The organism is Nocardia sp. NPDC055050, from assembly GCF_053608345.1.
Window position 1 is genome coordinate 111,396 of the sequence record NZ_JBSGVG010000018.1, and the last position, 23,933, is coordinate 135,328.

Annotated in this window: 21 protein-coding genes; 9 read left to right on the top strand and 12 right to left on the bottom strand. The window is 67.4% G+C overall.

Annotated features, from left to right (window positions below; translation table 11 throughout):
* Position 1: 1 nt before the first annotated feature.
* Positions 2-1,180: a serine hydrolase domain-containing protein gene (locus tag ACWGCN_RS20230; protein WP_378994238.1), complete on the bottom strand. Its 1,179-nt coding sequence runs from the start codon at positions 1,178-1,180 to the stop codon at positions 2-4.
* 106 nt (positions 1,181-1,286) lie between these two features.
* On the opposite strand from ACWGCN_RS20230, the gene ACWGCN_RS20235 reads away from it, so the two are divergent.
* The 3 genes from ACWGCN_RS20235 (at position 1,287) to ACWGCN_RS20245 (ending at position 4,309) form a co-directional block, all read left to right on the top strand.
* Positions 1,287-2,009 (top strand): GntR family transcriptional regulator, encoded by a 723-nt coding sequence (locus ACWGCN_RS20235; protein ID WP_378636910.1) that lies wholly within the window; start codon positions 1,287-1,289, stop codon positions 2,007-2,009.
* 84 nt (positions 2,010-2,093) lie between these two features.
* A complete protein-coding gene (locus ACWGCN_RS20240) occupies positions 2,094-3,581 on the top strand; it encodes an NCS1 family nucleobase:cation symporter-1 (RefSeq protein WP_378994241.1) in 1,488 nt (495 codons plus the stop codon).
* A complete protein-coding gene (locus ACWGCN_RS20245) occupies positions 3,581-4,309 on the top strand; it encodes an aspartate/glutamate racemase family protein (RefSeq protein ID WP_378994243.1) in 729 nt (242 codons plus the stop codon). The genes ACWGCN_RS20240 and ACWGCN_RS20245 overlap by 1 nt, the downstream gene beginning before the upstream one ends.
* Positions 4,310-4,316: 7 nt before the next feature.
* Here ACWGCN_RS20245 and ACWGCN_RS20250 read toward each other — a convergent pair whose 3' ends face one another.
* The 5 genes from ACWGCN_RS20250 to ACWGCN_RS20270 all read right to left on the bottom strand — a co-directional run bounded on the left by ACWGCN_RS20250 (position 4,317) and on the right by ACWGCN_RS20270 (position 8,981).
* Positions 4,317-4,688 carry a hypothetical protein gene (locus ACWGCN_RS20250; RefSeq protein ID WP_452458683.1) on the bottom strand — a complete coding sequence of 124 codons (372 nt, stop codon included), beginning with the start codon at positions 4,686-4,688 and terminating at the stop codon, positions 4,317-4,319.
* Between the two features lie 170 nt (positions 4,689-4,858).
* On the bottom strand, positions 4,859-5,419 hold the full coding sequence (idi, locus tag ACWGCN_RS20255; RefSeq protein WP_452458684.1) for an isopentenyl-diphosphate Delta-isomerase: 561 nt from the start codon (positions 5,417-5,419) through the stop codon (positions 4,859-4,861).
* Entirely contained in the window at positions 5,416-6,288 is an 873-nt protein-coding gene (locus ACWGCN_RS20260; protein ID WP_387448183.1) for a geranyl diphosphate 2-C-methyltransferase, read from the bottom strand. Before ACWGCN_RS20260 ends, idi begins: the two co-directional genes overlap by 4 nt.
* Positions 6,285-7,562, bottom strand: a complete 1,278-nt coding sequence (locus tag ACWGCN_RS20265) for a family 2 encapsulin nanocompartment cargo protein terpene cyclase (protein ID WP_452458685.1) — start codon at positions 7,560-7,562, stop codon at positions 6,285-6,287. Before ACWGCN_RS20265 ends, ACWGCN_RS20260 begins: the two co-directional genes overlap by 4 nt.
* A gap of 12 nt (positions 7,563-7,574) precedes the next feature.
* Positions 7,575-8,981 carry a family 2B encapsulin nanocompartment shell protein gene (locus tag ACWGCN_RS20270; RefSeq protein ID WP_452458686.1) on the bottom strand — a complete coding sequence of 469 codons (1,407 nt, stop codon included), beginning with the start codon at positions 8,979-8,981 and terminating at the stop codon, positions 7,575-7,577.
* Positions 8,982-9,550: 569 nt separating this feature from the next.
* On the opposite strand from ACWGCN_RS20270, the gene ACWGCN_RS20275 reads away from it, so the two are divergent.
* Complete coding sequence (locus ACWGCN_RS20275) at positions 9,551-12,508, top strand: AMP-binding protein (RefSeq protein ID WP_452458687.1); 2,958 nt, start codon at positions 9,551-9,553, stop codon at positions 12,506-12,508.
* A 56-nt stretch (positions 12,509-12,564) separates the two neighbouring features.
* Here ACWGCN_RS20275 and rffA read toward each other — a convergent pair whose 3' ends face one another.
* Complete coding sequence (rffA, locus tag ACWGCN_RS20280) at positions 12,565-13,701, bottom strand: dTDP-4-amino-4,6-dideoxygalactose transaminase (protein WP_378994257.1); 1,137 nt, start codon at positions 13,699-13,701, stop codon at positions 12,565-12,567.
* Positions 13,698-14,738 (bottom strand): glycosyltransferase, encoded by a 1,041-nt coding sequence (locus ACWGCN_RS20285; RefSeq protein ID WP_378994259.1) that lies wholly within the window; start codon positions 14,736-14,738, stop codon positions 13,698-13,700. Before ACWGCN_RS20285 ends, rffA begins: the two co-directional genes overlap by 4 nt.
* Positions 14,739-14,959: 221 nt before the next feature.
* Between ACWGCN_RS20285 and ACWGCN_RS20290 the strand changes: the two genes are divergently transcribed.
* The 4 genes from ACWGCN_RS20290 (at position 14,960) to ACWGCN_RS20305 (ending at position 18,773) form a co-directional block, all read left to right on the top strand.
* Positions 14,960-17,200, top strand: coding sequence for a hypothetical protein (locus ACWGCN_RS20290; RefSeq protein ID WP_452458694.1), 2,241 nt, complete (start codon positions 14,960-14,962; stop codon positions 17,198-17,200).
* Positions 17,197-17,634, top strand: a complete 438-nt coding sequence (locus ACWGCN_RS20295) for a GtrA family protein (protein WP_378994263.1) — start codon at positions 17,197-17,199, stop codon at positions 17,632-17,634. Before ACWGCN_RS20290 ends, ACWGCN_RS20295 begins: the two co-directional genes overlap by 4 nt.
* A 9-nt stretch (positions 17,635-17,643) precedes the next feature.
* Positions 17,644-17,868, top strand: coding sequence for a Trm112 family protein (locus ACWGCN_RS20300; RefSeq protein WP_378636876.1), 225 nt, complete (start codon positions 17,644-17,646; stop codon positions 17,866-17,868).
* A gap of 98 nt (positions 17,869-17,966) precedes the next feature.
* Positions 17,967-18,773, top strand: a complete 807-nt coding sequence (locus ACWGCN_RS20305) for a class I SAM-dependent methyltransferase (protein WP_452458688.1) — start codon at positions 17,967-17,969, stop codon at positions 18,771-18,773.
* A gap of 1 nt (position 18,774) precedes the next feature.
* Here ACWGCN_RS20305 and ACWGCN_RS20310 read toward each other — a convergent pair whose 3' ends face one another.
* From ACWGCN_RS20310 to ACWGCN_RS20325, 4 genes are all read right to left on the bottom strand, one after another.
* Positions 18,775-19,410: a TetR/AcrR family transcriptional regulator gene (locus ACWGCN_RS20310; protein ID WP_378994267.1), complete on the bottom strand. Its 636-nt coding sequence runs from the start codon at positions 19,408-19,410 to the stop codon at positions 18,775-18,777.
* Positions 19,411-19,438: 28 nt separating this feature from the next.
* Entirely contained in the window at positions 19,439-20,200 is a 762-nt protein-coding gene (locus tag ACWGCN_RS20315) for an ABC transporter permease (RefSeq protein WP_378994269.1), read from the bottom strand.
* Positions 20,197-20,931, bottom strand: a complete 735-nt coding sequence (locus tag ACWGCN_RS20320) for an ABC transporter ATP-binding protein (RefSeq protein ID WP_378994271.1) — start codon at positions 20,929-20,931, stop codon at positions 20,197-20,199. Before ACWGCN_RS20320 ends, ACWGCN_RS20315 begins: the two co-directional genes overlap by 4 nt.
* 72 nt (positions 20,932-21,003) lie before the next feature.
* Entirely contained in the window at positions 21,004-22,518 is a 1,515-nt protein-coding gene (locus ACWGCN_RS20325) for a multicopper oxidase family protein (protein ID WP_452458689.1), read from the bottom strand.
* Between the two features lie 187 nt (positions 22,519-22,705).
* Here ACWGCN_RS20325 and ACWGCN_RS20330 point away from each other — a divergent pair, with 187 nt between their 5' ends.
* Entirely contained in the window at positions 22,706-23,884 is a 1,179-nt protein-coding gene (locus tag ACWGCN_RS20330; RefSeq protein WP_452458690.1) for an NAD(P)/FAD-dependent oxidoreductase, read from the top strand.
* The last annotated feature ends 49 nt before the right edge of the window (positions 23,885-23,933 follow it).

Here is a 23,933-nt window from a genome sequence, read left to right on the forward strand (position 1 = left end):
CTCAGCGCAGTTGCGAGGACTTCGCGATGTTGTGGGCGATGGTGCCGAGGCGGGTGAGGCGGGCGTCGCCGAGCGGGGTGAGTTTGCCGCCGAGACGATTGGTGACGAAGGCCAGGGAGAGGCCGGTTTCGGGATCGGCGAAGGCGCCGGAGCCGCCGAGGCCGAAGTGGCCGAAGGCGGAGATCGGGTCGGCCTTGGAGGGTTTCATCGGGACGCCGTGGAAGCCCATGGCCCAGGGGATGCGGAACGCCAGGACGTAGTCGGGGGTGAAGACCTGGCGCGCGGCGAAGCGGGGGATCGAGCCGGGGGAGAGGATGCGGGTGCCGTCGAGTTCGCCGCCGTTGGCCAGGGCGGCATACACGCGGGCGAGCGCGCGGGCGGAGAAGACACCGTTCACGCCGGGCATCACCGAATCGTGGACGCGCTCATCGACGATCAGGTCGGCGAACCCGCGCGGGGTGGTCTCCGCGGCGGCGGCGAAACGGGTACGGGTGAGCAGATCGGAGCCGGTGTCCCAGTCCATGCCCGCGGCGCGCAGGCGCGGGAAGGTGGTGGCGATGCGGTGGCGCTGATCGTGCGGCACCCGGAACCAGAGTTCTTCGGCATCGAGAGGTTCGGCCAGTTCGGTGCGCACCACATCGACGAATGCGCGGCCGGTCACCCGCGCGACGATCTCGGCGGCCAAGTGCCCGTAGCTGATTCCGTGATAGCCGCTGGTGACCCGATGCCGCGGATCGGGAGTGGCGGCGGCCAGCGCGGCGGTGACGGCAGCGTCATCGAGGAAACTCTCGATCGGCCCGGGCAGCAGGCCACGCAGCCGGTGCAGGCCGGCGCGGTGGGTGAGTACATCGCGCACGGTGATGGCGGCCTTGCCCGCCGCGGCGAACTCCGGCCAGTACTCGGCGACCGGGCTGTCGTAGTCGAGCTGTCCCCGATCGGCCAGCTGATGAATCACGGTGGAAGCCACGCCTTTTCCGGTGGAGAAGCCCAGCGCCACCGAGTCCGCAGTCCACGGCACACCAGGGCTCGCGTAGCCCGCCCACACATCGACGACGGGCTCGCCGTGCAGATACACGCACAGTGCGCCACCGCCGTGCGAGGGCTTGCGGAACAGATGGTCGAAGACGGTGACCAAGCGTACGAAACGGCGATCCACCGACTGCGCTGTCGAAACTCCCATCCTTCGAGCATGCCATCACACACTAGGGACCGGTCGGTACGGTGATCGTTTCCTAACTGTCACACCGAACACCGCGCACGCAATACGCGGTCCATAGCATGCTTGCATGCCCCCGAGACGACGATCGGCGCTGCTCGCAAGGCTTGTGGTCGATGAGCCAGGCCGACCGCAAGTGATTCTGGGCGAACTGCGCCGGGTGATCCTCGACGGTGCCGTACCGCCGTGCACCGTGATCCCGCTGCGCGAAGTCGCCGAGCTGTTCGGGGTGAGTCACATCCCGGTCCGTGAGGCGCTCAAGACGCTGATCGGGGAGGGCCTGGTCACCCACCGTCAGCAGCGCGGCTACCAGGTGGCCCAGCTCACCGCCCGTGAACTGCGCGAAATGTACATCGTGCGTGACACTTTGGAGACGGCATCACTCGCCGCGGCCGCGCTGCACGCCGACGAGGCCGAACGCGCGCACCTGCTCGCGGTGAACGACCTGCTCGAACGCGCCATCCTCGACGACGATCCCGAGTCGTACCAGCGTCAGTCCCGCAGCTTCCACGTAGCGCTGACGCGGCCGTCACGGATGTTCCGGCTGCTGTACATGCTCGAAGCCGCGTGGAATGTCACCGAGCCGGTGCAGTCGATGGTCCACATCGACCGACTCGACCGCGAGCGCCTGCACATCGACCACATCGCCATGCTCGACGCGTTCCTCGCCCGCGATGTCGACCGTCTGCTCGTGGCCGCCGAGGAACACCACCGCAGGCTGGAAACCGTGGTCGCGACCCTGCCGACCGATACCGGGCTGCTCGCGCCGGAAGATATATCTTCGGTGCAATAGGCGCGAAATTCCCGGGAAACCGCTGGGCAATTGCTGATACTTACCGTCTGTTCAGCAGATGTACCCTTTCGGACGGGAACGATCATGACCGACACCCTTACGTCCTCGGCGGTTCCCGCCGGTGAACCGCCCACTTACGACCCGCGGCTGACGAACGAGGATCTGGCGCCGCTGCGCAAGCAGAGCTGGGGCACTTACAATATCTTCGCGTTCTGGATGTCAGACGTGCACAGCGTCGGCGGATATGTCACGGCGGGAAGCCTTTTCGCACTCGGACTGGCCAGTTGGCAAGTACTCGCCGCACTGCTCATCGGCATCACCATCGTGTACTTCTTCTGTAATCTGGTGGCGAAACCCAGTCAGATGACCGGGGTGCCCTATCCGGTGATCTGCCGCAGTGCGTTCGGCGTGCTCGGCGCGAATATCCCCGCGATCATCCGCGGTCTGATCGCGGTGGCCTGGTACGGCATTCAGACTTTCCTCGCGTCGGCGGCGCTGGATGTCGTTCTGGTGAAACTGTTTCCGGGATTGGCCCCATACGCCGTCACCGCCGACTACGGGTTCCTCGGACTGTCGGCCCTGGGCTGGGGCAGCTTCCTGCTGCTGTGGGTGGTGCAGGCGTGCGTGTTCTGGCGCGGCATGGAATCGATCCGCAAGTTCATCGACTTCTGCGGTCCCGCCGTCTACGTCGTCATGTTCCTGCTCTGCGGCTACCTCATCGCGAAGGCGGGCTGGAGTGCCATCGACCTGAAACTCGGCGATGTGAAATACACCGGCTGGGCGTCGGTGCCGGTGATGCTGGGCGCGATCGCACTCGTCGTGTCGTATTTCTCGGGGCCGATGCTCAATTTCGGTGACTTCTCCCGATACGGCAAGAGCTTCGCCGCGGTGAAGAAGGGGAACTTCCTCGGGCTTCCGGTGAATTTCCTGGTCTTCTCGGTACTGGTGGTGGTCACCGCCTCCCTGACCTTGCCGGTGTACGGCGAGCTCATCACCGATCCGGTCGCCACCGTCGCCGAGATCGATTCCACTTTCGCGATCGTGCTCGGCGCACTCACCTTCACCGTCGCCACCATCGGGATCAATATCGTCGCGAACTTCATCTCGCCGGCTTTCGATTTCTCGAATGTGAGTCCGCAGCGGATCAGCTGGCGGGCGGGCGGCATGATCGCGGCGGTCGGTTCCGTGCTGATCACCCCCTGGAATCTGTACAACAATCCTGACGTCATCCACTACACCCTCGAGGTTCTCGGGGCCTTCATCGGACCGCTGTTCGGGGTGCTGATCTGCGATTACTACTTGGTGCGCAAGCAGAAGGTGGTCGTCGACGACCTGTTCACGATGTCGGAGCAGGGGACGTATTACTACGCGAAGGGCTATCACCCGGCCGCGATCATCGCGACCGCGGTGGCCGCCGCGGTGGCGGTGTTCCCGGTGCTGGCCAACAGCCTGCCCGGCATGCACTCCGCCGCCCAATACAGCTGGTTCATCGGGTGCGGCATCGGCTTCGCCGTCTACTACCTGCTGACGGGCGCCGCGCGGGCGGCCGCTGCCGAGGAGGTCGGTGTCTGATGCGCATCCGGGTCGTCAACCCGAACACCACGCGGGCGATGACCGACACGATCGAGCAGTGTGCGCTGGCCGTCGCGGGCCGGGGCACGCTGCTCGACGCGGTCACCTCCGAGATCGGGCCCGCTTCGATCGAGAGCCACTACGACGAGGCGATGAGCGTGCCGGGCCTGCTCGCCGCGATCCGGCAGGGCGAGGCCGACGGTGTGGACGGGTATGTCATCGCCTGCTTCGGTGATCCGGGCCTGGACGCCGCACGGGAACTGGCGGCGGGGCCGGTGATCGGGATCGCCGAGGCAGCCATGCACACCGCGAGTCATCTCGGCCGCGGATTCAGTGTCGTCACGACGCTCGGCCGCACCATCGGGCGAGCGGCCGATCTCGCGGAACACTATGGGATGCAACGGTTCTGCCGGGGCATCCACGCGTGCGAGATCCCGGTACTCGCCCTCGACACCGACCCGGACGCGCGCAAGATCGTCACCGAAGCGTGCCGGGTCGCCGTCGCGCAGGACGGGTCAGATGCTGTGGTGCTCGGGTGCGCCGGAATGGCGGAGCTGTGCGCGCACATTCGCGACGAGATCGGGGTGCCGGTGATCGACGGCGTCGCGGCGGCGACATTGACCGTGCAGTCGCTGCTGACGATGGGCCTGCGCAAGTCGGGTAGGGGAGAGTTCGCGACGCCGCCGCCGAAGACCTACGCGGGACTGCTGGAATCCTTCGGTTCGTGAATGCCGCTCAGACGTCGGCGGTCTCGGTGCTCAGCGCGTTCAGCACCGCGGTGAGATCGTCGACGTCGACGACCAGACGGGTGAAGTCGGGCCCGTCCAGGTCGATCCGCACGGCGCTGCCGCCGAAAGTGGTGTCCCAGAACTCTTTGCGGCCCTTGCCTCGGTAGACACCCGCGGCGATCACGCCGGGGATGAAGGTACCGGGCGCGCGGACCCACGGGGGCCGCAGGTCCACTTCGGCGGTGGCGATCTCGGTGATCGCGGCGCGGTCGATCACGACCTGCTGGCGCAGGGCGAGCAGGCGATGCCCACCGAGCACATTGACCGTCACCGTGTCGTCGTTGATCTCGACCTCGACCATCGCTACCTCACTCGCCATCGTGCGGACCGTTCGATGTCCAGTTTCGCCGGGCGGCCTGGTCACGGACTGTGGTGAGCCTGTGAGTTCCCCAAGGAACTCAGAACCATCTACAAATATAGATATGCGCATCTAACCGGTTGATCGCCACGGGAGCACCCGAGACGAGAAAGAAAACAGGGACAGCCAGGTCAGCGCTCGTGGGCCTGGTCGGCGATCTCGAGCACCTGGGACAGCCACGGCGTGAACTTGCCGGGGTTATCCGCCAGATCCGCACGCACCTCCTGCGGGGGAATCCACGCCCAGCGGGCGATCTCGGCCGGGTCCGGCCGCGGCGGCACATCGCCGACCACACCGATCAGGACGTGGTCGTACTCGTGCTCGACACGGCCGGTCTTCTCGTCGCCGGCGAGGTAGGTGAACACGCCGACCTTCGTGAGGTCGGCCGCCATCCCGAACTCCTCGCGTAACCGGATCTCGGCAGCCTCGACAACGCTTTGGCCCGGCAGCGGATGCCCACAGCAGGTGTTCGCCCACTGGAGCGGGAACCGGGTCTTCACCGCCGCGCGCTGCTGGAGCAGGACGTGTCCGTGCGAGTCGAACAGCAGCACGGAGAAGGCGCGGTGGAGCGTGCCCGGTGGGCGATGGGCATCGGCCACCGAGCACGCTCCGATCGCCGCGCCTGATTCGTCGACCAGCTCGACGAGCATGGTTTCGCGGTCGGTCGACGGGTCGGCGAGCTTATCGGTCACCTGGCCACCTTATCGGCGACGATCATCAGGTACTGGAAGCTGCCCTCGCGGTAGGCGGTGAGGAACGGCTGTTCGACGCCGGTGGCGAGCTCGGAATGGGTGCGCAACTCCCAGTACGGGATGGTGTCGGGTGTGAGGTCGACGACCGTGGTGGGGACCAGGCCGCTGTCGGACAGTGCGCGGAAGTACTCGCTGCGCGGATGGATCATGCAGCCGTAGTGCGCGTCGATCCAGCTGACCGAGGCGGATCGGCCGCCGGTGACATCGTTGGAGCAGCCGGTGATGCACACGTAGCGCCCACCCGGTTCGAGCACCCGGGCGAACTCGTCGAAGAGATCGAAAAGGTCCACGTACATGGTGGTTTCGTTGGTCCAGATGGCCCTGGCGGACTCGTCGACGAAGCCGGTGTCGAGCATATTGCGGAAGTGGAACCCGACCCGTTCGGTCACGCCGCGGGCCTCGGCCTGATCGTTGGCGAAGCCGACCTGGTATTCGGAGATGCTCACGCCGTCGACGTGGCAGCCGAAGCGATCGGCGGCCATGAAACTGGTGCCGCCGCGGCCCGAGCCACCGTCGATCAGCCGGTCGTCGGGGGTGATGGCGCCGAGGTTGTCGAGCAGACAGTCGGCCTGGGCGGTCTCGAGGCGGTGTAGCTCGCGCACGATCCGTTCCTGCCGGGTCTTCTCCGGGCCGTCCAGTACCGACCAATCGGGTTCGCCGATGCCGTAGTGGTGGTGGTAGAGGCCGTCGACCTTGCCCAGTTCGGTATTGACCCGGTCGTCGTTGGGATTGTTGTTCCAGTACGCGGCGACCGAACGCTGATAGGTGGTGCGAAGGACCGAGCGGTCGGGGCTGTTGACGATGGTCATCTGTCGTCCTCTCCTGGTGCGATGTCGTGGTAGCGGCGGCTGCCCGCGTGCCAGGCGCGGTTGCCGCCCATCCAGGCCCACAGCCCGGCCAGGAAGCGGCGCAGCTGGGGTGAGCCCGAGGCGGCGAGGGGGGCCGCCTCCCGTTCGAAGCGATGCATCAGTTCGTCGTGGATCTGGGCGGTGCGCAGCACGGCGTCGGCCCGGGTGCAGCCCTCCTCGGCGGCCAGGACCGTCGGCAGGTTGAATTCCCTGCCACCCGAAAGGTCCTCGCGCGCCATCGAATACAGGTCGTTCACCATCTGGGCGGCCAGCGCGGCGGTGGTGGTCACCCGCCGCACCGCCGGGTCGGCGTAGTCGGCGGCGGTGAGTTCGTAGCCGCCGACCGCGTCGATCGGTGCCATACACGGCAGGAAACTGTGTGGCTGCCGATTGGTCAGGTACTCCCAGACCGGTGGCATCCGGTCCGCGGTGCGCCAGCCCGCCTCGGCGCCGAGCGCGATGAACCACCCCGCGATCTCGGTGCGTAACCGGGCCAGCTGCGCCGGGCTCGCGTACCCCGCCAGGTGCGCGAACGAGGTGCGGAACGCGCGCAGGATCGGGTCGGCCTGCATGGCCTGTTCGAGCCTCGGCGCGTACCGCGCGGGGAGATGGGCCGGATCCATTGCGGCGGCGGCCAATTCGAGCCGTGGCCCGAGTTCCGCGGCGGCGCTGGACGGTGTTCCGTCGGGTGCGGTGTCGCCAGGGGCGTCCTCCTCGCAGTAGTAGTCGTCGACCGACCATTCCGCCACCGCGCAGCGAGCGACGGCCAGCAGCCGGTCGGGATCGTCGCAATCGGGATGGGCGAGCATGATCAACCGGCCGAAGTCGGCCTTGGCGAGCTCGTCGAGACGGCCTTCGTAGAGGCCGATCTCGGTGGCCCAGGCGAGCAGGCCCGCGTTGACGGCCTCGGCCAGCGCCGGGTCGTCACGCTCGGGAGGTGGGCAGTAGAGAGCGGGAATCGGCTGTTGCCCAGTGGAATTCGTCGTCTCCGCAGCGGGAGCGGCAGGAAGATCCTGTGCCGGGAACAATCGCAGGCCGGACGTGCCTATCCCGGTCGGTCCGCGAAGACGACGTGGCGTGACGGAGCCGGTGGGCGCACCGGGGGTGCGTCGGGGGAGCGTCGCGGTGCCGGAGAACAGGTCGGCCGGGGCGGCGGCGCCGTGCAGCAGGGCCGCCACCGCGACAGCCAGATCGCCTGCCGCGATGGGAGCGCCGACCCTGGTGAGGATGGACACGGTCCGCGCCGATCAGTCGGCGCGACGCGCGACGAGCACGTCGTCCAGCACGCCGAGCGCATCGGGAACGAGGACGGCCGCGGAGTAATAGCAGCTCACCAGGTACGACATGATCGACTGGTCGTCGATCTGCTTGAACCGGACGTTGAGGCTCGGCTCGTATTCATCGGGAATGCCGGTCTGATGCAGTCCCACGACGCCCTGATCCTTCTCACCGATGCGCATCGCCATGATCGATGTGGTCTGGGTGTCGCTGACGGGGATCTTGCCGCACGGCAGCAGGGGCACGCCGCGCCAAGCGGGCACCCGGTGCCCCTGGTACTCCACGGGGTCGGGGTACAGACCGCGACGTGAACACTCGCGACCGAACGCGGCGATCGCTTTCGGATGTGCGAGAAAGAATTTGGTGCCGCGCCGCATGCTGAGCAGCTCGTCCATGTCGTCAGGGGTCGGCGCGCCGGATTCGGTGGTGATGCGCTGTTTGAGGTCGCAGTTGTGCAGCAGGCCGAACTCGGCATTGTTCACCAGGTCGTACTCGCGTCGCTCGTAGAGCGCCTCGACGGTGAGCCGCAACTGCTGGTCGACCTGGTTCATCGGATCGTTGAACAGGTCGGCGACGCGGGTGTGCACGCGCAGCACGCTCTGGGCCAGGCTGAGTTCGTATTCGCGGGGGCTGGCGTCGTAGTCGACGAAGGTGCCCTCGAGCAGCGGTTCGCCGGAGTGGCCGGAGGAGATCTCGATATCGGCTTCACCCTTGGAGTTCTGCAGCCGGCTCGACCGCTGGGCCGCTTCGGTGCGGATCTGATCCAGCTCCGGGTTCAGTTCGAGAAATTGCTCGAATTGTTGTCTCGGCAGGCAGAGAATGGTGGTTCTGGTCACCGTCTTGACCGTGTCCGGCCAGATCGCCGAAGGATCGGTGAGCATTTCCTCGCCGTAATAGTCGCCGCCGGACAGCAGGCCGAGTTTGGTCGACTCGCCGTATTGACCGGAGCCGAGCCGGGCGAGTTTTCCGTGCACGACGAGGATCACCTGATCCATCGGATTGCCGAATTCGGCGACGACCGATCCCGGGTCGAGGTCGTATTGCACGAATTTGTCCGCGAGTGGGCGCAGGAGTTCGTCGTCGTCGATAGTGCGCAGTGGCGGAAGCTCACGGAGTTCCTGCGGAATCACCCTGGCCCGGGATCCGTCGACGACGAATTCCACCTCGCCGTTGCCGACGGTGTGGGTGAGCCTGCGGTTGACCCGGTAGATACCGCCCGCGACCTGCACCCATGGCAGTGCGCGTGAGAGCCAGCGCGAGCTGATGCCCTGCATCTGCGGTTCGGATTTGGTGGTATGTGTCAGTTTGTGCGCGGCCGTGGTACTCAGGCTCTTGCGCGCGGAATTGTCTGTGGGCAACGGCATTTCGATGGTCATGGGATATGTCCTCACCTCGGGACGGAAATCGGCACGGCCGATCGACCTGTGTGGCGCGACAATGCGCGACAGGCTCGGGTGTGGGTCATGGTGCGAAGCGAATGGTCCTGCGCGGATAACCGGGCGTGTGAAACGGTGTTACACGAAATCTGATGCGTGTCAGTACGTTCCGGACGATAACGATGGTAGGCGGTTGCAGTGGCCGCGCGCCGGATATTCGGGAAAACATGATGATGACCGGGAGAACCGTTGTGCGGGAGGCGATTGCGGACAGCTGGGTGTCCGGGAGTCGCCCGCGATGTGTTCTCTGTGCCGATGCTCGGCCGCATCGCGGCGGCCACCTCTGCCCTGGGCTGCCGGTTCCCGGGCGATCTCGGCGTGACGACGAACCGTACGAGAGTTGTGACCTCAGTGTTATCGGCCGTTGAGCGGGGCATGTGATTCGAATCGCCGGAACATGCGGCCTGTCACAGCCGACCCATAATGGAGGTCCGATGTGGCAAGCTCATATGAGCACATCGGGGTGTGTGAGGTGTGTCACTTTGAGCAGGTAGGGCCAGGTGGGAACGGTGGATATCAGTCCAAAAGGTGTGGTCGGTTCGGTGCAGCGGTTGCTGGCTACCGCGCAGAACGGGCTGGAGGTGATCCGCTTCGGCGGGTTGTCACACGATGTCGAGTCCTCGCCCTTCGAGGTCGTCGAGCGCCGACGCATGTACCGGCTGCGACATTACTTCCCCGACGATACGACGCCGGGGCGTCCGGTGGCGCTGCTGGTGCCACCGTTGATGGTGAACGCCGACATCTGGGACGTCAACGCGGCAGGCGGCGCGGTCGGCATTCTGCACGAGAGCGGAATCGACTGCTGGGTCATCGATTTCGGCTCACCCGCGACCGAGGAAGGCGGCTGGGAACGCGACCTGGCCGACCACGTGCTCGCGGTGAACTCCGCCATCGACACCGTCTGTGAGGCCACCGGCGCGCAGCTGCATGTGATGGGGTACTCCCAGGGCGGCATGTTCGCCTACCAGACCACTGCCTACCGCTACGGCAAGGGCGTGGCCTCCATCGTCACCTTCGGCAGTCCTGTCGACATCGTCAACGGGATGCCGTTCGGTCTGCCCTACGGTCTGGTTTCCGAAGTCGCCGATTTCCTCGCCGACCACGTGATGCACCGGCTGCCGATCACCGAATCGATGGTACGCATCGGCTTCCAGATGCTCGACCCGGTGAAGACCGCCAAGTCGCGCATCGACTTCCTGCTGCAATTGCACGATCGGGAAGCGCTGCTGCCCAAGGAACGTCAGCGCCGCTTCCTCAACAGCGATGGCTGGGTGGGGTATTCGGGTCCGGCGGTGGCCGATCTGCTCAAGCAGTTCGTCGCCCACAATCGAATGATGCTCGGCGGATTCGTGATTCGCGACCACCCGGTGTCGCTCGCTGAGCTCAAGTGCCCGATCCTGGCCTTCGTCGGCGAGGTGGACGACATCGGTCAGCCCGCCGCGGTGCGTGGCATCGTGCGGGCCGGCCCCAATGCCGAGGTGTACGAAGCGAGTTTGGTGGCAGGCCATTTCGGGCTCGTCGCCGGTTCGACGGCCACCAACCACACCTGGCCGATGGTGCGCGACTGGATCGCCTGGATGGACGGCAACGGCACCCTGCCCGAGCAGATCGTGCCCATGCAGGAACACGTCGCGAGCAACGCGCCGCGCACCGCCGCCACCCGGATGGTGCACACCGCCGCCGGCCTGGCCGAGGCGGGCGCGGGTGTCGGCAAGGCACTGGAAGGCATCGCGGGCAACACGATTCGCGGATCGCTCGAAATGGCGGGGGAGGCGGCACGGGCACTGCCCCGGCTGACCAGGCTCGGGATGATCCAGCCGCACACCCGCATCTCGCTCGGCAAACTGCTCAGTGAGCACGCGAGCCGCGCACCGCAGAAGGACCTGGTCCTCTTCGACGACCGGGTGCACACCAATGCCGCCGTCGAGGAGCGCGTCGACAATGTCGTGCGCGGCCTGATCTCGGTCGGCATCCGCCCCGCCATGCGCGTCGGCATCATGATGGAGACGCGTCCGAGCGCCCTGGCCTCGGTCGCGGCGCTCTCGCGCATCGGCGCCGTCGCGGTGCTGCTGGCGCCGGGCGCCGAACTCGACCGGGCCATCGAGCTGACCGGCGTGCAGACGCTGATCGCCGATCCGGAGAACCTGCGCACCGCCGCCGCGACGGCCGCCAGGGTGCTGGTACTCGGCGGTGGCGACAGCCGTGCACTCGCGGTGCCGACCAGCGATCGTGTGATCGACCTCGAGCAGATCGACCCGGCGAAGGTCCGGGTGCCCGCCTGGTACCGGCCGAACCCGGGCCTGGCGCGCGAACTCGCGTTCGTGCTCGTCCTCGGCTCCGGCGAGCGCCTGGAGGCGAAGTACATCACCAACCACCGCTGGGCCCTGTCGGCGTTCGGCACCGCGAGCGCGGCCGACCTCGACCGTCGTGACACGGTGTACTGCCTTGCGCCACTGCACCATTCGTCGGGGCTGCTGGTGAGCCTCGGCGGGGCGATCGCCGGTGGCAGCCGCATCGCGCTCGCTCGGCCGATGGACATGGATCCGGGCCGGTTCGCCGAAGAGGTGCACCGCTACGGCGTCACCGTCGTCACCTACACCTGGACGATGCTGCGCGACCTGCTCGACTCCCAGGTCTTTCCCGCAGGCCACAACCATCCGATCCGGCTGTTCATCGGATCCGGTATGCCCGCGGGTCTGTGGCGGCGCACCATCGAACAGTTCGCCCCGGCCAGGGTGCTCGAGTTCTACGCCTCGATCGACGGCGACGTGGTGCTGGCGAATGTCACCGGCGCCAAGATCGGATCGAAGGGCAGGCCGGTTCCCGGCACCGCGCGGGTCGAATTGGTCGCCTACGACCCGGTCAGCGAGCAGATCCTCGTCGGCGACGACGGGTTCGCCCGCCGCTGCGCCGACAACGAACCCGGGCTGCTGCTCGGCAAGGCCGTCGACGGGGGCGACATCTCCGACGGTGGGCTGCGCGGTGTGTTCCGCGCCGGTGACGCCTGGTGGCCGACGGAGAACCTGTTCCGGCGTGACAGCGACGGTGACTACTGGTTGGTCGACCGTCGCGACACCGTGATCCGTGCCGTGCGCGGCCCGGTGTTCACCCAGCCGATCGTGGACGTGCTCAACGACATCACCCCGGTCGACATGGAGGTCGCGTTCGGGCTGAAGACCGCGGCAGGCGTGATCGCGGCGGCCGCCCTGAGCGTGCGTGACGGGTTCCGGATCGAACCGGGCGATGTCACCGAGGCGATGCGCGGGCTGGAGCCCGGCCAGCGCCCTGACCTGGTCTACGTCGTCGACGAGATCCCGCGCAGTTCCAGCTTCCGCCCCTCGGCATCGGCGATCCAGGCCGCGGGTCTGCCCAAGGCCGGACCGGGTACCTGGATCTACAACCGGGAGACCGAAGCGTACGAAGTGCTCGGCAACGCCGCGGCGGCGACGCTGTTCGGCGGAAGCTGACCGCACAACGCGAAGGCCGCCCGGCAGAAACCGGGCGGCCTTTGTTCGATTTGTGGCTAGACCTGGTATTCGGTGACCGCGTCGACGACGCGACCGAGCTGAGCCTCGCTCAGCAACGGCCACAGCGGCAGGCGCACGATCGTCGCCGAGAAGTTCGCCGAGCGGGTGCACGGCACCGGGGTACGGCCGTACTTGAGGCCCGCGGGGCTCGAATCCAGCGGAATGTAGTGGAACGGCGCGACGATGCCGCGTTCGGCGAGGTGGGCGATGATGCCGTCGCGGCTGTCCTCGCTGGGCATCCGCAGGTAGAACAGGTGCGCGGTGTGGCCCGCGTCGGCGGGTACCGTCATCGGGCGCACGTCGTTGCGTGCCGCCCAGTCGGGCAGCGCGGCCGCGTAGGTGTCCCACACGCGGTGGCGGTTGGCCTGGATGGTGTCGAACTCGGCCAACTGGGCGTCGAGCACGGCGGCGTTGAGCTCGCTGGGCAGGTAGCTGGAACCGATGTCCTGCCAGGAGTACTTGTCGACCTGGCCGCGCAGGAAGCGAGCGCGGTCGGTGCCCTTCTCCCGCATGATCTCGGCGCGACCCATCAGGATCTCGTCCGACAGCAGCAGCGCGCCGCCCTCACCGCAGTGCACGTTCTTCGTGTCGTGGAAACTCTGTGTGCCGAGGGTGCCGATCGTGCCGAGCTGTCTGCCCCGCCAGGTGCCGCCCAGACCGTGTGCGTTGTCCTCGATGATCGCCACGCCGTGCTGGGCGGCCAGCGCGAGCAGCGGCTCCATGTCGGCGGCGACACCGCCGTAGTGCATCACCACGATGGCCTTGGTGCGGTCGGTGATCGCGGCCGCCGCGGCGGCGGGGTCGATATTGCCGGTGGACTCGTCGATGTCGACGAACACGCAGGTGGAACCACGCAGGGCCATCGAGGTGGCCGCGGAGGTGAACGCGAAACTGGGGACGATCACCTCGTCGTCGGGACCCAGCTCCAGCAGCAGCGCGCCCAATTCGAGCGCGTGCGTGCAGGAGGTGGTGAGCAGCGCGTGATCGGCGCCGGTGATGGCTTTGATCTTCGCCGTCGCCGACTTGGTGAACTGACCGTCGCCGTGACTGTGATCGGAATCGAGCACGGTCATCAGATTGGGGCGTTCAGCGGCAGCGCGGAACGGCCTGCTGAAGATGATGCGGTCGCTCACGCGCGATGGCCCTTCTCCGTCGCGGCTGCCGGTACCGCGGCGTCGACTCGATGGTTCACGGCCGGCGCATGCATCGTATCCGGGCGCGGTGTCGGGGTCTGCACGGTGAGGTAGAGCGGCTTGCCGACCAGGATGTGCAGTGCGACACCGAGATACTCGGCGATCAGGCCGAGCGAGAACAGCATCGCGCCCGAGCACAGCAGCATCACGACGATGATCGACGCCCAGCCCTCGGGATCGTGGTTGTCCTGCGTCAACGCCTGCACGATCACCACCGCGGCCATGATCACCCCGGCCAGCGCGAGGGTGACCCCGAGCATACTCACCAGCCGCAGGCCGCGAGTGCCGCTGCACAGCACCATCTTCCAGAACAGGGAGAACAGGCGGCGATAGTTGTAGCCGGACTCCTCGCGGCCTTCGGCGCGCAGCACCACCGGCACCGAGACCGTATTGCCGACGACCCAGGTGAGTGCCACGTCCAGGTACACGCCGTTGGCCGCGACCTCGGCGAGCTGGCGGCCGATGTCGCCGCGGATCAGCCGGAAGCTCTCGAAGCGCGTCGAATCCGGGAACGCGAACACCGTCGCGAGCACGATCTTGGCGCCGCGTGAGGTGAGATTGCGCAGGAAGCCGTGCGGGCGGGTATTGGACGGTTTCGAATAGACCAGGTCCGCGCGCGAGGCCAGCGCCGCGTCGAGGAAGTCCGCGATGAACGCGGGGTCGTGCTGACCGTCTTCGTCCATCGTGACGATCCAGTCGCCCTGTGCCGCCGCCATACCGGCGATCGTCGCCGCGTCCTGACCGAAGTTGCGGCTCAACCACACCGCGCGCACCTGCGGGAAGGACCCTTCCAGTTCCTGCAGGACGACATCGGAGCGGTCGGGGCCGTTGTCGTGCACGAGGATGATCTCCTCGACCGCGAACCGGGCGCCCGCCGCGGTCGTACTCGGGCCCGTCAGCCGGTCCAGCTCGGCGACCAGTGCCGCGATCGTGTCCTCGCCCCGATACACCGGGACGACCACCGATACCGAATGCACCGGGCTCGATCCGTTGCGATCGGGCGCGCCCGATCGCACGACAGTGTCGGGCCTGGACAAAGGTGCGGACGGAATCGGCATCGCGGACACTTTCGGTGTTTCGGAGGTATTGACCCAGCAGTGTGCGCACTTTAACACCGGCGCGTGACACGTCGGTGGAAGCGATCCCGCTGTGCGACGGTGCCAGTCGGGCCGTGTGCCTGTAGGGTCTGGTCCTCGTGGTGGAAAGTAGAACCCCGTCCCGTCGTTCCGTCTATATCTGGGGCTTGATCACCTCCCTCGGAGTGATCGCGGGCTATGGTGCGGTTCTCCTGGCCAACGTTCGGCACTTCTATACCGACGACACCGAATCCCAGTACGTCCCGCTGTGGGTGATGCTCGGCAACCGGCTGCGCAACGGTGATCTGCCGGTGATGGTGCCCGAGCACTGGATGGCCGGGAACTACTCGATCGAGGAAGCCGGGCTGCTGAATCCGCCGCAGCTGCTGATCGATCTCATCGCGCCCTCGGTGGACAACCTGGTGCTGTACGCGACCGTGGTGAAGCTGATCTTCGCGATCATCCTCGGACTCGGCGTCTACCGGATCTGCCTGGCCTACGGCTCCCGGGTGCAGTGGGCGGCGTTGGCCGGGGTCTCGATTTCGTTCACCGGCTGGTTGCTGTTCTTCGACGAGGCCAGCTGGATGACCGCCTTCACCGGCACCGCGTGGATGGTGCACGCGTGGGCGTCGGGCGTGCGCTACTCGCGCGGTCGTGGCGGGCCGACCCCCGTGTTCGTGTATCTCTACCTGGCGATCTCGGTGCAGTACATCTTCCCGGCGGTGGAAGCCGGCCTGATGATCGGCGCGGTCGCGGTCGGTGAGCTGATCTACCAGCGGACCTGGCGCCCGTCGCTGAAACTGCTGACGGTGGCCGGCTTGGCGGCGCTGGCCGGAGCGGCGACCTACCTGCCGAGCATGCTGTCGGCGAAGGTCACCTGGCGTGGCACCGCTCAGATCAACAACGACATGTTCCTCACGGTGCCGTGGTCGGAATCGCTGAACGCGAGCCTGCCCTCGACCCTGCCCGCGTTCACCTCGTGGTGGGGTTACGTCCAGCCGCTGCCGGTGGTCTACATCGCCTGGTTCCTGATTCCGGCCCTGGCGTTCATCGACTGGGGCAAGGCGCGCGCGGCCTGGCGCGAACTCAGCGGCATCGGCCTGTTCGCGATCGCTGCGCTGATGTGGACGGCCGGACCCGGCACGATAGGCCCGCTGCGCTGGCCCGCCCGCGTGCTGCCGATGGTGGCGCTGGGTCTGCTGCTGCTGGTGTGCGTGCTGCTCGGGCGGTTCGCGACCTTCAAGGACTGGCGTGCGCGGGGTATCGCGGCGGCCGTGCTGATCGGGCTGCTGTGGGTGCGGTCGTTCTCCGCCGACCCACACAACTGGATCGCGCATGTGATCGCCGCGCTGGCCATCGCCGCGCTCGGGGCCGCGCTGGTGTGGCTGGCGGTGAACAAGGGGATCTCGGCGGCGGTGGCGCTGGCGATCATCGCGGTGTCCCCGATCGCGTATGTCCAGGTGGAACGGGCACAGCCGACGCCGATGAGCTGGAATCTGCCCAGCGATCGGGCCGCGGCGCGCGCGGCGTTCCCGGAGTTCGCGGGGACCACGCTGCAGCTCGGCGATCGCGCACTGATCCAACCGGGGGAGCGCACCCTCGACGGTGCCTACGGCTCGCTGGTGTTCGGCAACTACGCCAAGGACATCGAGCGCACCTATGTCAGCGGCTACACCCCGAACGGTCACTTCTGGTTCGGCGACATGCTCTGCATGCGCTGGGACACCAGCGTGTGCCCCGACGCCTACCGCCGCGCGTTCGCGGTCGAGCCGTCGACAGGCAAAACGGTCGTCGATCTGATGAACATCGACCGGGTGGTGCTGCAACGCGCGCTCTACCCGGCCGCGCGGACAGAGCCCGCGCCCGAGGGGTGGAAGTGGGTCGACTACCCCGGCCACGAGAACTACATCTCGGTCCTCGAACGTGCGGACGGCCTGATCTCCACCCGCAACGGCCGGATCTCGGCGGTCGAGAACGCCACCGCGGTCTCGACCTCGGAAAGCGATACGACGAGCCGGGTCACCGTGAGCTCGGCGGCCGGTGGCCGCGTCGTGTTCGCGCGTCTGGGCTGGCCGGGCTACCGGGTGAGCCTCGACGGCAAGGACATCCCGTTCAAGGTCGTCGCGAAGAGTTTCGTCGCGGTCGACATTCCGGCCGGGACGAAGAACGGTGATCTCGAGCTGACCTGGCGTCCGCCGGGCTGGAAGATCGGCGGCGCCGCGATCGGCCTCGGACTGCTCGGACTCGCGGTGTTCCAGTGGCTGTACGTGCGTGGGCGTAAGCCCGACGACGAGGAGTTGGACGCCCCGGCGGCGGAGTCGATCGCCGACGACGACACCGCGCTCGCGAACGCGGTGCGATGACCGCCGAGGCGGCGGGCGGCGTGCTCGAGACACCGGGCCCGCTGCTGCGGATCGTGAAACGTCAGGAGCTGGCGTTCGCGATCGTCGGCGGGTTCAACACCCTGCTCGGCATGGCGCTCGTCGTTTTCTGGCTGCAGGTGCTCGGCGACGGCAGGCCCGGTCTGGCTGTTGTCGCTGCCTACGCGGTGAGCACGGTCGTCGCGTTCGTGCTGCACCGCACCCTGGTGTTCCGCGTGCACGGCCATCTCCTGCGTGACTTTCTCGCGTTCTGTGGGGTCAACGCCGGTGGTCTGGTGCTCAACGTGATCCTGGTGGAACTGGCGGTCACCGGCCTCGGGTTTCCCGCCGCCCCCGCCTCGGTGATCGTCATGGGTCTGGTGGCGGTCGTGAGCTTCTTCGGACACCGCTACATCTCGTTCCGCCGGGCGCGGTAGGTTAGGCACATGGCGCACGAATCCACCATCGACGCAACCCTGCTCGGCCTGCTGGCCTGCCCCCAGGACAAGGGTCCCCTGCAGCTGGTGCGCACCGAAGCCGATGTGAGCGTGCTCTACAACCCGCGTCTACGTCGCGCGTACCCGATCGACAACGGCATCCCGGTGCTGCTGATCGACGAGGCCCGCGACGTCTCCGACGCCGAGCACGAATTCTTCGTCGCCGAATCCTGATCGGCCCATTCGGCAGCTTCCCCACTGCTCCCGAATCGGAGTTAGGCTTACCTTAGTTCGTGCTGAGGTGCTGACCCGATCAGGAAAGAGTGCGTCCGATGGCTGATGACGTCGCATTGAGCGGCATTCCGCTGACCATGCTGTGGACCCTGCACAACCGTGGTGCGGAGGTGAAGCGCGCCGACGCGGTCCTGACCGATCCGGACTGTGAACGCCTCTACGACACCATCGATTTCGACTACACGCGGACCTTCGGCGAGCCCGACGGCACCCACGCTGTACGTTCGGCCCGCTTCGATGAGGCACTGCGGCCGTGGCTGGCCGCGCATCCCGGCGGGACCGTGGTGGAACTGGCCGCCGGGCTCGAGACCCAGTTCCAGCGGTGCGATGACGGCGCGGTGCGATGGTTGTGCGTCGATGTGCCCGAGGCGATCGAGATCCGCACTCGATTCCTGCCGCCGACGCCGAGGTGTGCGTATCTGCCGATCAGTGCGCTGGATCTGACCTGGCTCGACCACGTCGACCCCGAGCGTGGTGTCTTCGTCACGGCGCAGGGGCTGTTGATGTACTTCGCGCCCAACGACGTGCGCCGCCTGGTCACCGCGATTCTCGAACGATTTCCCGGCGTGGAGCTGATGTTCGACACGATCCCGCCGTGGTTCTCCCGCAAGACCGTGCGCGGGTTCCACACGACGCCGGACTACACGGCGCCGCCGATGCCGTGGGGGATCGAGCGCAGCAAGATCGCGGCGCTGCTGCGGTCGTGGAGTCCGGCGGTCGGCGAGGTGACGGTGAGCTCCTACGGTCCCTCGCACGGTCCGCTGGCCGCGACCCTGCCGATCTTCGGCGCGTTGCCGTTGCTGCGCGATGTGCCACCGGCGATCGTGCGGGTGAGGTCGCGCTGAATCACCAACTGCCGGTCTCGATCTCACCGGTCAGGTAGCGCTGTACGACTGGGCCGACGGCATCGACCACGGCATCGATCGGCATCGAGGCCAGCGGTTCCAGCGCGATGATCTTGCGGGCGGTCAAGACCCCGATCATCTGGGATGCGGCCAGCGAGACCCTGGCGCGACCGTCGTCGTCGGCGGTGGCGATGCGCACCCGGACCCGTTCCAGTACCACCTGGAGCAGGAACGTGCGCGCGAGATTCTGATCGCCGCCCGCGAAGATGCTGCGGACCATGGCCACAATGCCGGGTCCGGCGGGGGAGTCCCACACGGTGACGACCGCGCGCACGATCGTCGCGCCGAGCTCGGCGATCGGCGCGGCGTCGACGGCTCTGAGCGTGGTGTCCGGGTCGACCGGGAAGTCCACGGCGGCGGCGAACAGCTGCTGCTTGTTGCCGAAGTAGTGGTGCACCAGCGCCGGGTCGACATCGGCATCGGCCGCGATCGCGCGGATCGAGGTCTTGTCGAACCCGGCGCCGGCGAACCGGACCCGCGCCGCGTCGAGGATCGCCAGCTTGGTGTCGGCGTTGCCCGGCCTGCGTCCGGTGCGCCCGGATTTCGCTGTGCCGGCACCGGATTCGCCGTCACTCATCGTGGATCCTCTCGTCGGGTCGTGTTCGCTACGGGGTGCGTCGACGCAGAGTAGCCGCGGCGAGGCCGAGCGCCACCAGCGCGAACCCGGCGACGACGGCGATATCGCGCCACATCGCAGCTGTCGGCTCCGCGTGAACCGACACCTGCTGGAGCGCGTCGACTGCGTAGCTCAACGGCATCACATTGCTGATCGCCTCGAGCCAGCCGGGCAGCCGGTCGCGCGGTACCAGCAGCCCGCACAGGAAGATCTGCGGCGCGACGATCACCGGCATGAACTGCACGGCCTGGAATTCGGTGCGCGCGAACGCACTCGCCAGCAGGCCGAGCCCGACGCCGCACACCGCGTCGACCATCGCGATCAGCATGACCCAGCCCGGGCTGCCCGCGGCGGTCAGTCCGAGCAGCCAGAACGCGACCACGCAGGCGACCGCGGCCTGTGCGGCGGCGGCGAGGGAGAACGCGCTGCCGTATCCGGCGAGCAGGTCGAGCTTGCTCAGCGGTGTGGTGAGCAGTCGTTCGAGGGTTCCCGATGTGCGTTCGCGCTGCATCGCGATCGCGGTGATCAGGAACATCACGATGAACGGCAGGATCCCGAGCATCGTGATGCCGACCCGGTCGAACATCGTCAGCGGGGCGTGCGGCGGGCGCGGTGCGTCCTGGTAGATGAAGTACAGCAGCGTCATCAGCAGGGCGGGGACCACCAGGATCATGGCGACGGTGCGGTGATCGTTGCGCAGTTGTCGCAGGATCCGGGCGGTCGTGGCGGTGTAGGGGCGCAGGGTGGTCATGCGTGCTCTCCCATCGTGATCAGGGTCAGGAAAGCGGCCTCGAGGTTCTGTTCGTCGGTGCGCTCGCGCAGTTCGTCGGGGCTGAGCTGGGCGAGCAGGTTGCCCTCGCGCATCAGCAGCAGCTTGTCGCAGTGCTCGGCTTCGTCCATCACGTGACTCGACACGAGCAGAGTCGTTCCCGCCGCGGCCAATTCACGGAACTGCTTCCACAGTTCCACGCGCAACACCGGATCGAGGCCGACTGTCGGTTCGTCGAGTACCAGGAGTTCCGGCTTGCCCACGAGCGCGCATGCCAGGGATGCCCTGGTCTTCTGGCCACCGGAGAGCTGGTCGCCGAGCTGATCCGCGTGATCGGCCAAACCGACTGCGACGAGCGCGGATTCGGTGTCGTCGCGGTCGCGCCCGTAGAGCGCGGCGTAGTACGCCACGTTGTCGCGGACGCTGATGTCGGCGTAGATGCTCGGCGCCTGGGTGACGTAACCGACCCGGCGCCGTAGCCCGGCGCTGCCCGCCGGTTCGCCGAGCACCGTGACGGTGCCCGATTCCACCAGCTGCGTTCCCACGATGCTGCGCAGCAGGGTGGTCTTCCCGCAACCGGACGGTCCGAGCAGGCCGGTGATCGAGCCGCGGGGGATATCCAGGGTGAGGCCGTGCAGGACGGGGCGTTTTCCGCGTTTGACGGTCAGGTCCGCGACCCGGACGGCGATCGGTGGCGGTGCGGTGCGCGACATGGTCGCCTCAATTCATCGAGTGTTGAATTCACTACGTGATGAATTTAGCGCGATGGTTTCGAGGTGGCAAGGTCAGTGGGCGTGTCCTGGAGGTGTCACGGCCTGCTGACCTGGTTCGACAACGGTGAACTGGCCCATCATCCCGACATCCTCGTGCCACAGCAGATGGCAGTGATACATGTACGGCGTCGTCGGATCGGCGGGCCCGTCGAACCGTAGGGCCAGCGTCGTCGCCGTATTCGGTGGCAGGAAGATGGTGTCCTTGGCGCCGGTCAGCTCGGGCGGGGGCGGGCCACCGTCGTACTCGAGCACCCGGAACTGCACATCGTGGACGTGAAAGTTGTGCGGCATGCCGTCGATGTTGCGCACGACCCAGGTCTCGGTGGTGCCCCGGGTGACCGTGGTGTCGATGCGGCTCATGTTCATGCGCTCGCCGTTGATACCGGCCAGGGTCAGGTCGAAGCGCCGTTGCATGACCGAGTCGGTCCCATCGGGAATCGACAGCGGCACAAGAGTTTCCGGTAACCCAGCGGAGGGGCGCAAGGTCGCCGCCGCGCGCAGTTCGAGCACATCGAACGTGTCGTCACCGCCCGAGAACCGGTTCGACCAGAAGTCGAGACCCGCCGCGAGTTTCTCGCTGCGCAACACCGTGCGCTCACCGGGCCGCATCCGCACCACGATCTCCGCGCGTTCGCCGGGTGAGAGTCGCAGGTGATCGAGGGTGGTGGGGCGTTCGAGCAGGCCGCCGTCGGAACCGATCATCGCGAACGCGCGGGCGTCGTCGAAGGCGAAGGTGTAGATCCGCGCGGTCGAGGCATTGAGCAGGCGCAGCCGCACCAGTTCGTCCCCGACTTCCCGATAGGGGGACAGGGTGCCGTTGACCATGGTGCGGTCGCCGAGGAAGCCGATGTCCCGGAAGATCGCGTGCGCGCTGTCGAGGCGGCTACCGCGCAGACGCATGTCCTGCACGATCACCGGGATGTCGTCCACGCCGTAGGTGCTGGGCAGCGGCAGTTCCGCACTCGGTGCGTCATCGATCAGGAACAGGCCCGCCAGGCCGCGGCGCACATGGTCCTCGGTCGCGCCGTGCGGGTGCGGGTGGTACCAGAGAGTCGAAGCCGGTTGATCCACAGTCCATTCCGGTGTCCATGTCGCACCGGAGTCGACCATCTGGTGCGGCCCGCCGTCCATGGCGGCAGGCAGGTGCATGCCGTGCCAGTGCACTGTCGATGCCTCGGGGAGCTGGTTGCGCACCTGGACTCGCACGCGTTCGCCGCGGGCCGCGCGCACGGTGGGGCCGAGGTAGCTGCCGTTGAAGCCCCACGTCTCGGTGGCGCGGCCGGGCTCGAATGTGGTTGTCCCGGTGCGCATATCGAGGGCGAACACCCGTGTTCCGGTGGAGTCGACAGTCGAATCCGCCAGCGGCGGGATGCGCAGTGGCTGAGTGAATTCCGTGGTGCCGACCGTCGAGATGTCGGCGGAGCTCCAGGTCCACGCCACCCCGGCGCCGATCGCGGTGGCCAGGGTGACGGCGAGGGCGCACGCGCCGAGCAGGATGCGGCGTAGCCGGCGTGGGGGAGAAGCCATGCGTCGACGGTAGGGTCGCGAACCCGGCGCCACATCCGGGTGCGTCCCCGGTGCGACCCTGATTTCCGGTCGCGGATTTCAGGGTTTCCCGCAGGTCAGAACCATGTGACTTGGATCACAATGCCGGGTTGTCACGTTCCGGCGAGCTGCCTTGTCCCATGAACATCCCACCGACAGGAGTACCGCAATGACCACCACTACGCACCGCATCGTTGTCCTCGGGGCCGGCTACACCGGCATGCTGGCCGCGATCCGCCTGGCCCGGCGCACCAGAAAACTGGATGTGGCGATCACCCTGGTCAATCCGTCGGCCCGCTTCACCGAGCGGCTGCGGATGCACCAGATCGCCGCCGGTCAGGAGCTCGCCCACCACGATATCCCGGAAATCCTCGACGGCACCGGCGTCGAATTCGTGCAGGGCTGGGTCACCGCGATCGACCCCACCGCGCGGCGCGTCCACGTCGACGGCATCGGCGAACTCGCCTACGACGAGCTGATCTACGCCCTCGGCAGCACCGCCGAGACCTCCCTGGTGCCCGGTGTCGCCGACCACGCCTTCACCCTCGACGACCCGCGCCTCGCCCACGAATTCGCGGGCAAGCTCGCCACCCTCGCGGCGCAGGGTGCCCGCGTCGCCGTGTGCGGTGGCGGACTCACCGGTATCGAAGCCGCGACCGAGATCGCGGAAAGCCACCCCGGTCTGCGCGTCACCCTGATCAGCTCGGGCGAGCCGGGCGCGATGATGGGCGACAAAGCCCGCGCCCACCTGAACAAGGCGATGGACCGGCTCGGCATCGTCCGCGAGATCGGCGTGCGCGTCGCCAAGGTGCAGCCCGACGCGGTCGAGCTCGCCGACGGCACGGTGATCGGCGCCGACCTCACGCTGTGGACCACCGGCGTGCGGGTCTCACCGCTGGCCGCCGAGGCGGGGATCGAGACCGACGCGCGTGGCCTCATCGTCGTGGACCCGACACTGAAGTCGTTGTCGCACAACATGATTCACGCTATCGGTGACGCGGCCGCCGTCCGCCAGGAGTGGGGGCGGGTGCACGGTACCTGTCAGAGCGGCCTGCCGACCGCTGCCTACACCGCCGACCTGATCGCCGCCGAACTGCGCGGCAAGACAGTGCGGCCGTTCCGCTTCGGGTACTTCCACCAGCCGGTCAGCCTGGGCCGCCGCGACGCGGTCATCCAGTTCACCAACGCCGACGACACCCCGCGCCGCCTCTACCTCACCGGCTGGGCCGCGCGCATCTACAAGGAGCTGGTCAGCAGCAGCCCCGTTCCGACGTTCAAGGCCAGTAAGAAGATGACCATGAACGTGCAATTGTCCAAGGGCGGCAAGGTGACTCGCGCCGTCGCGTGAACAGCCCGCACCGTCGCCGATCGGGCGCCGAGCCTGCTCGGCGCCCACC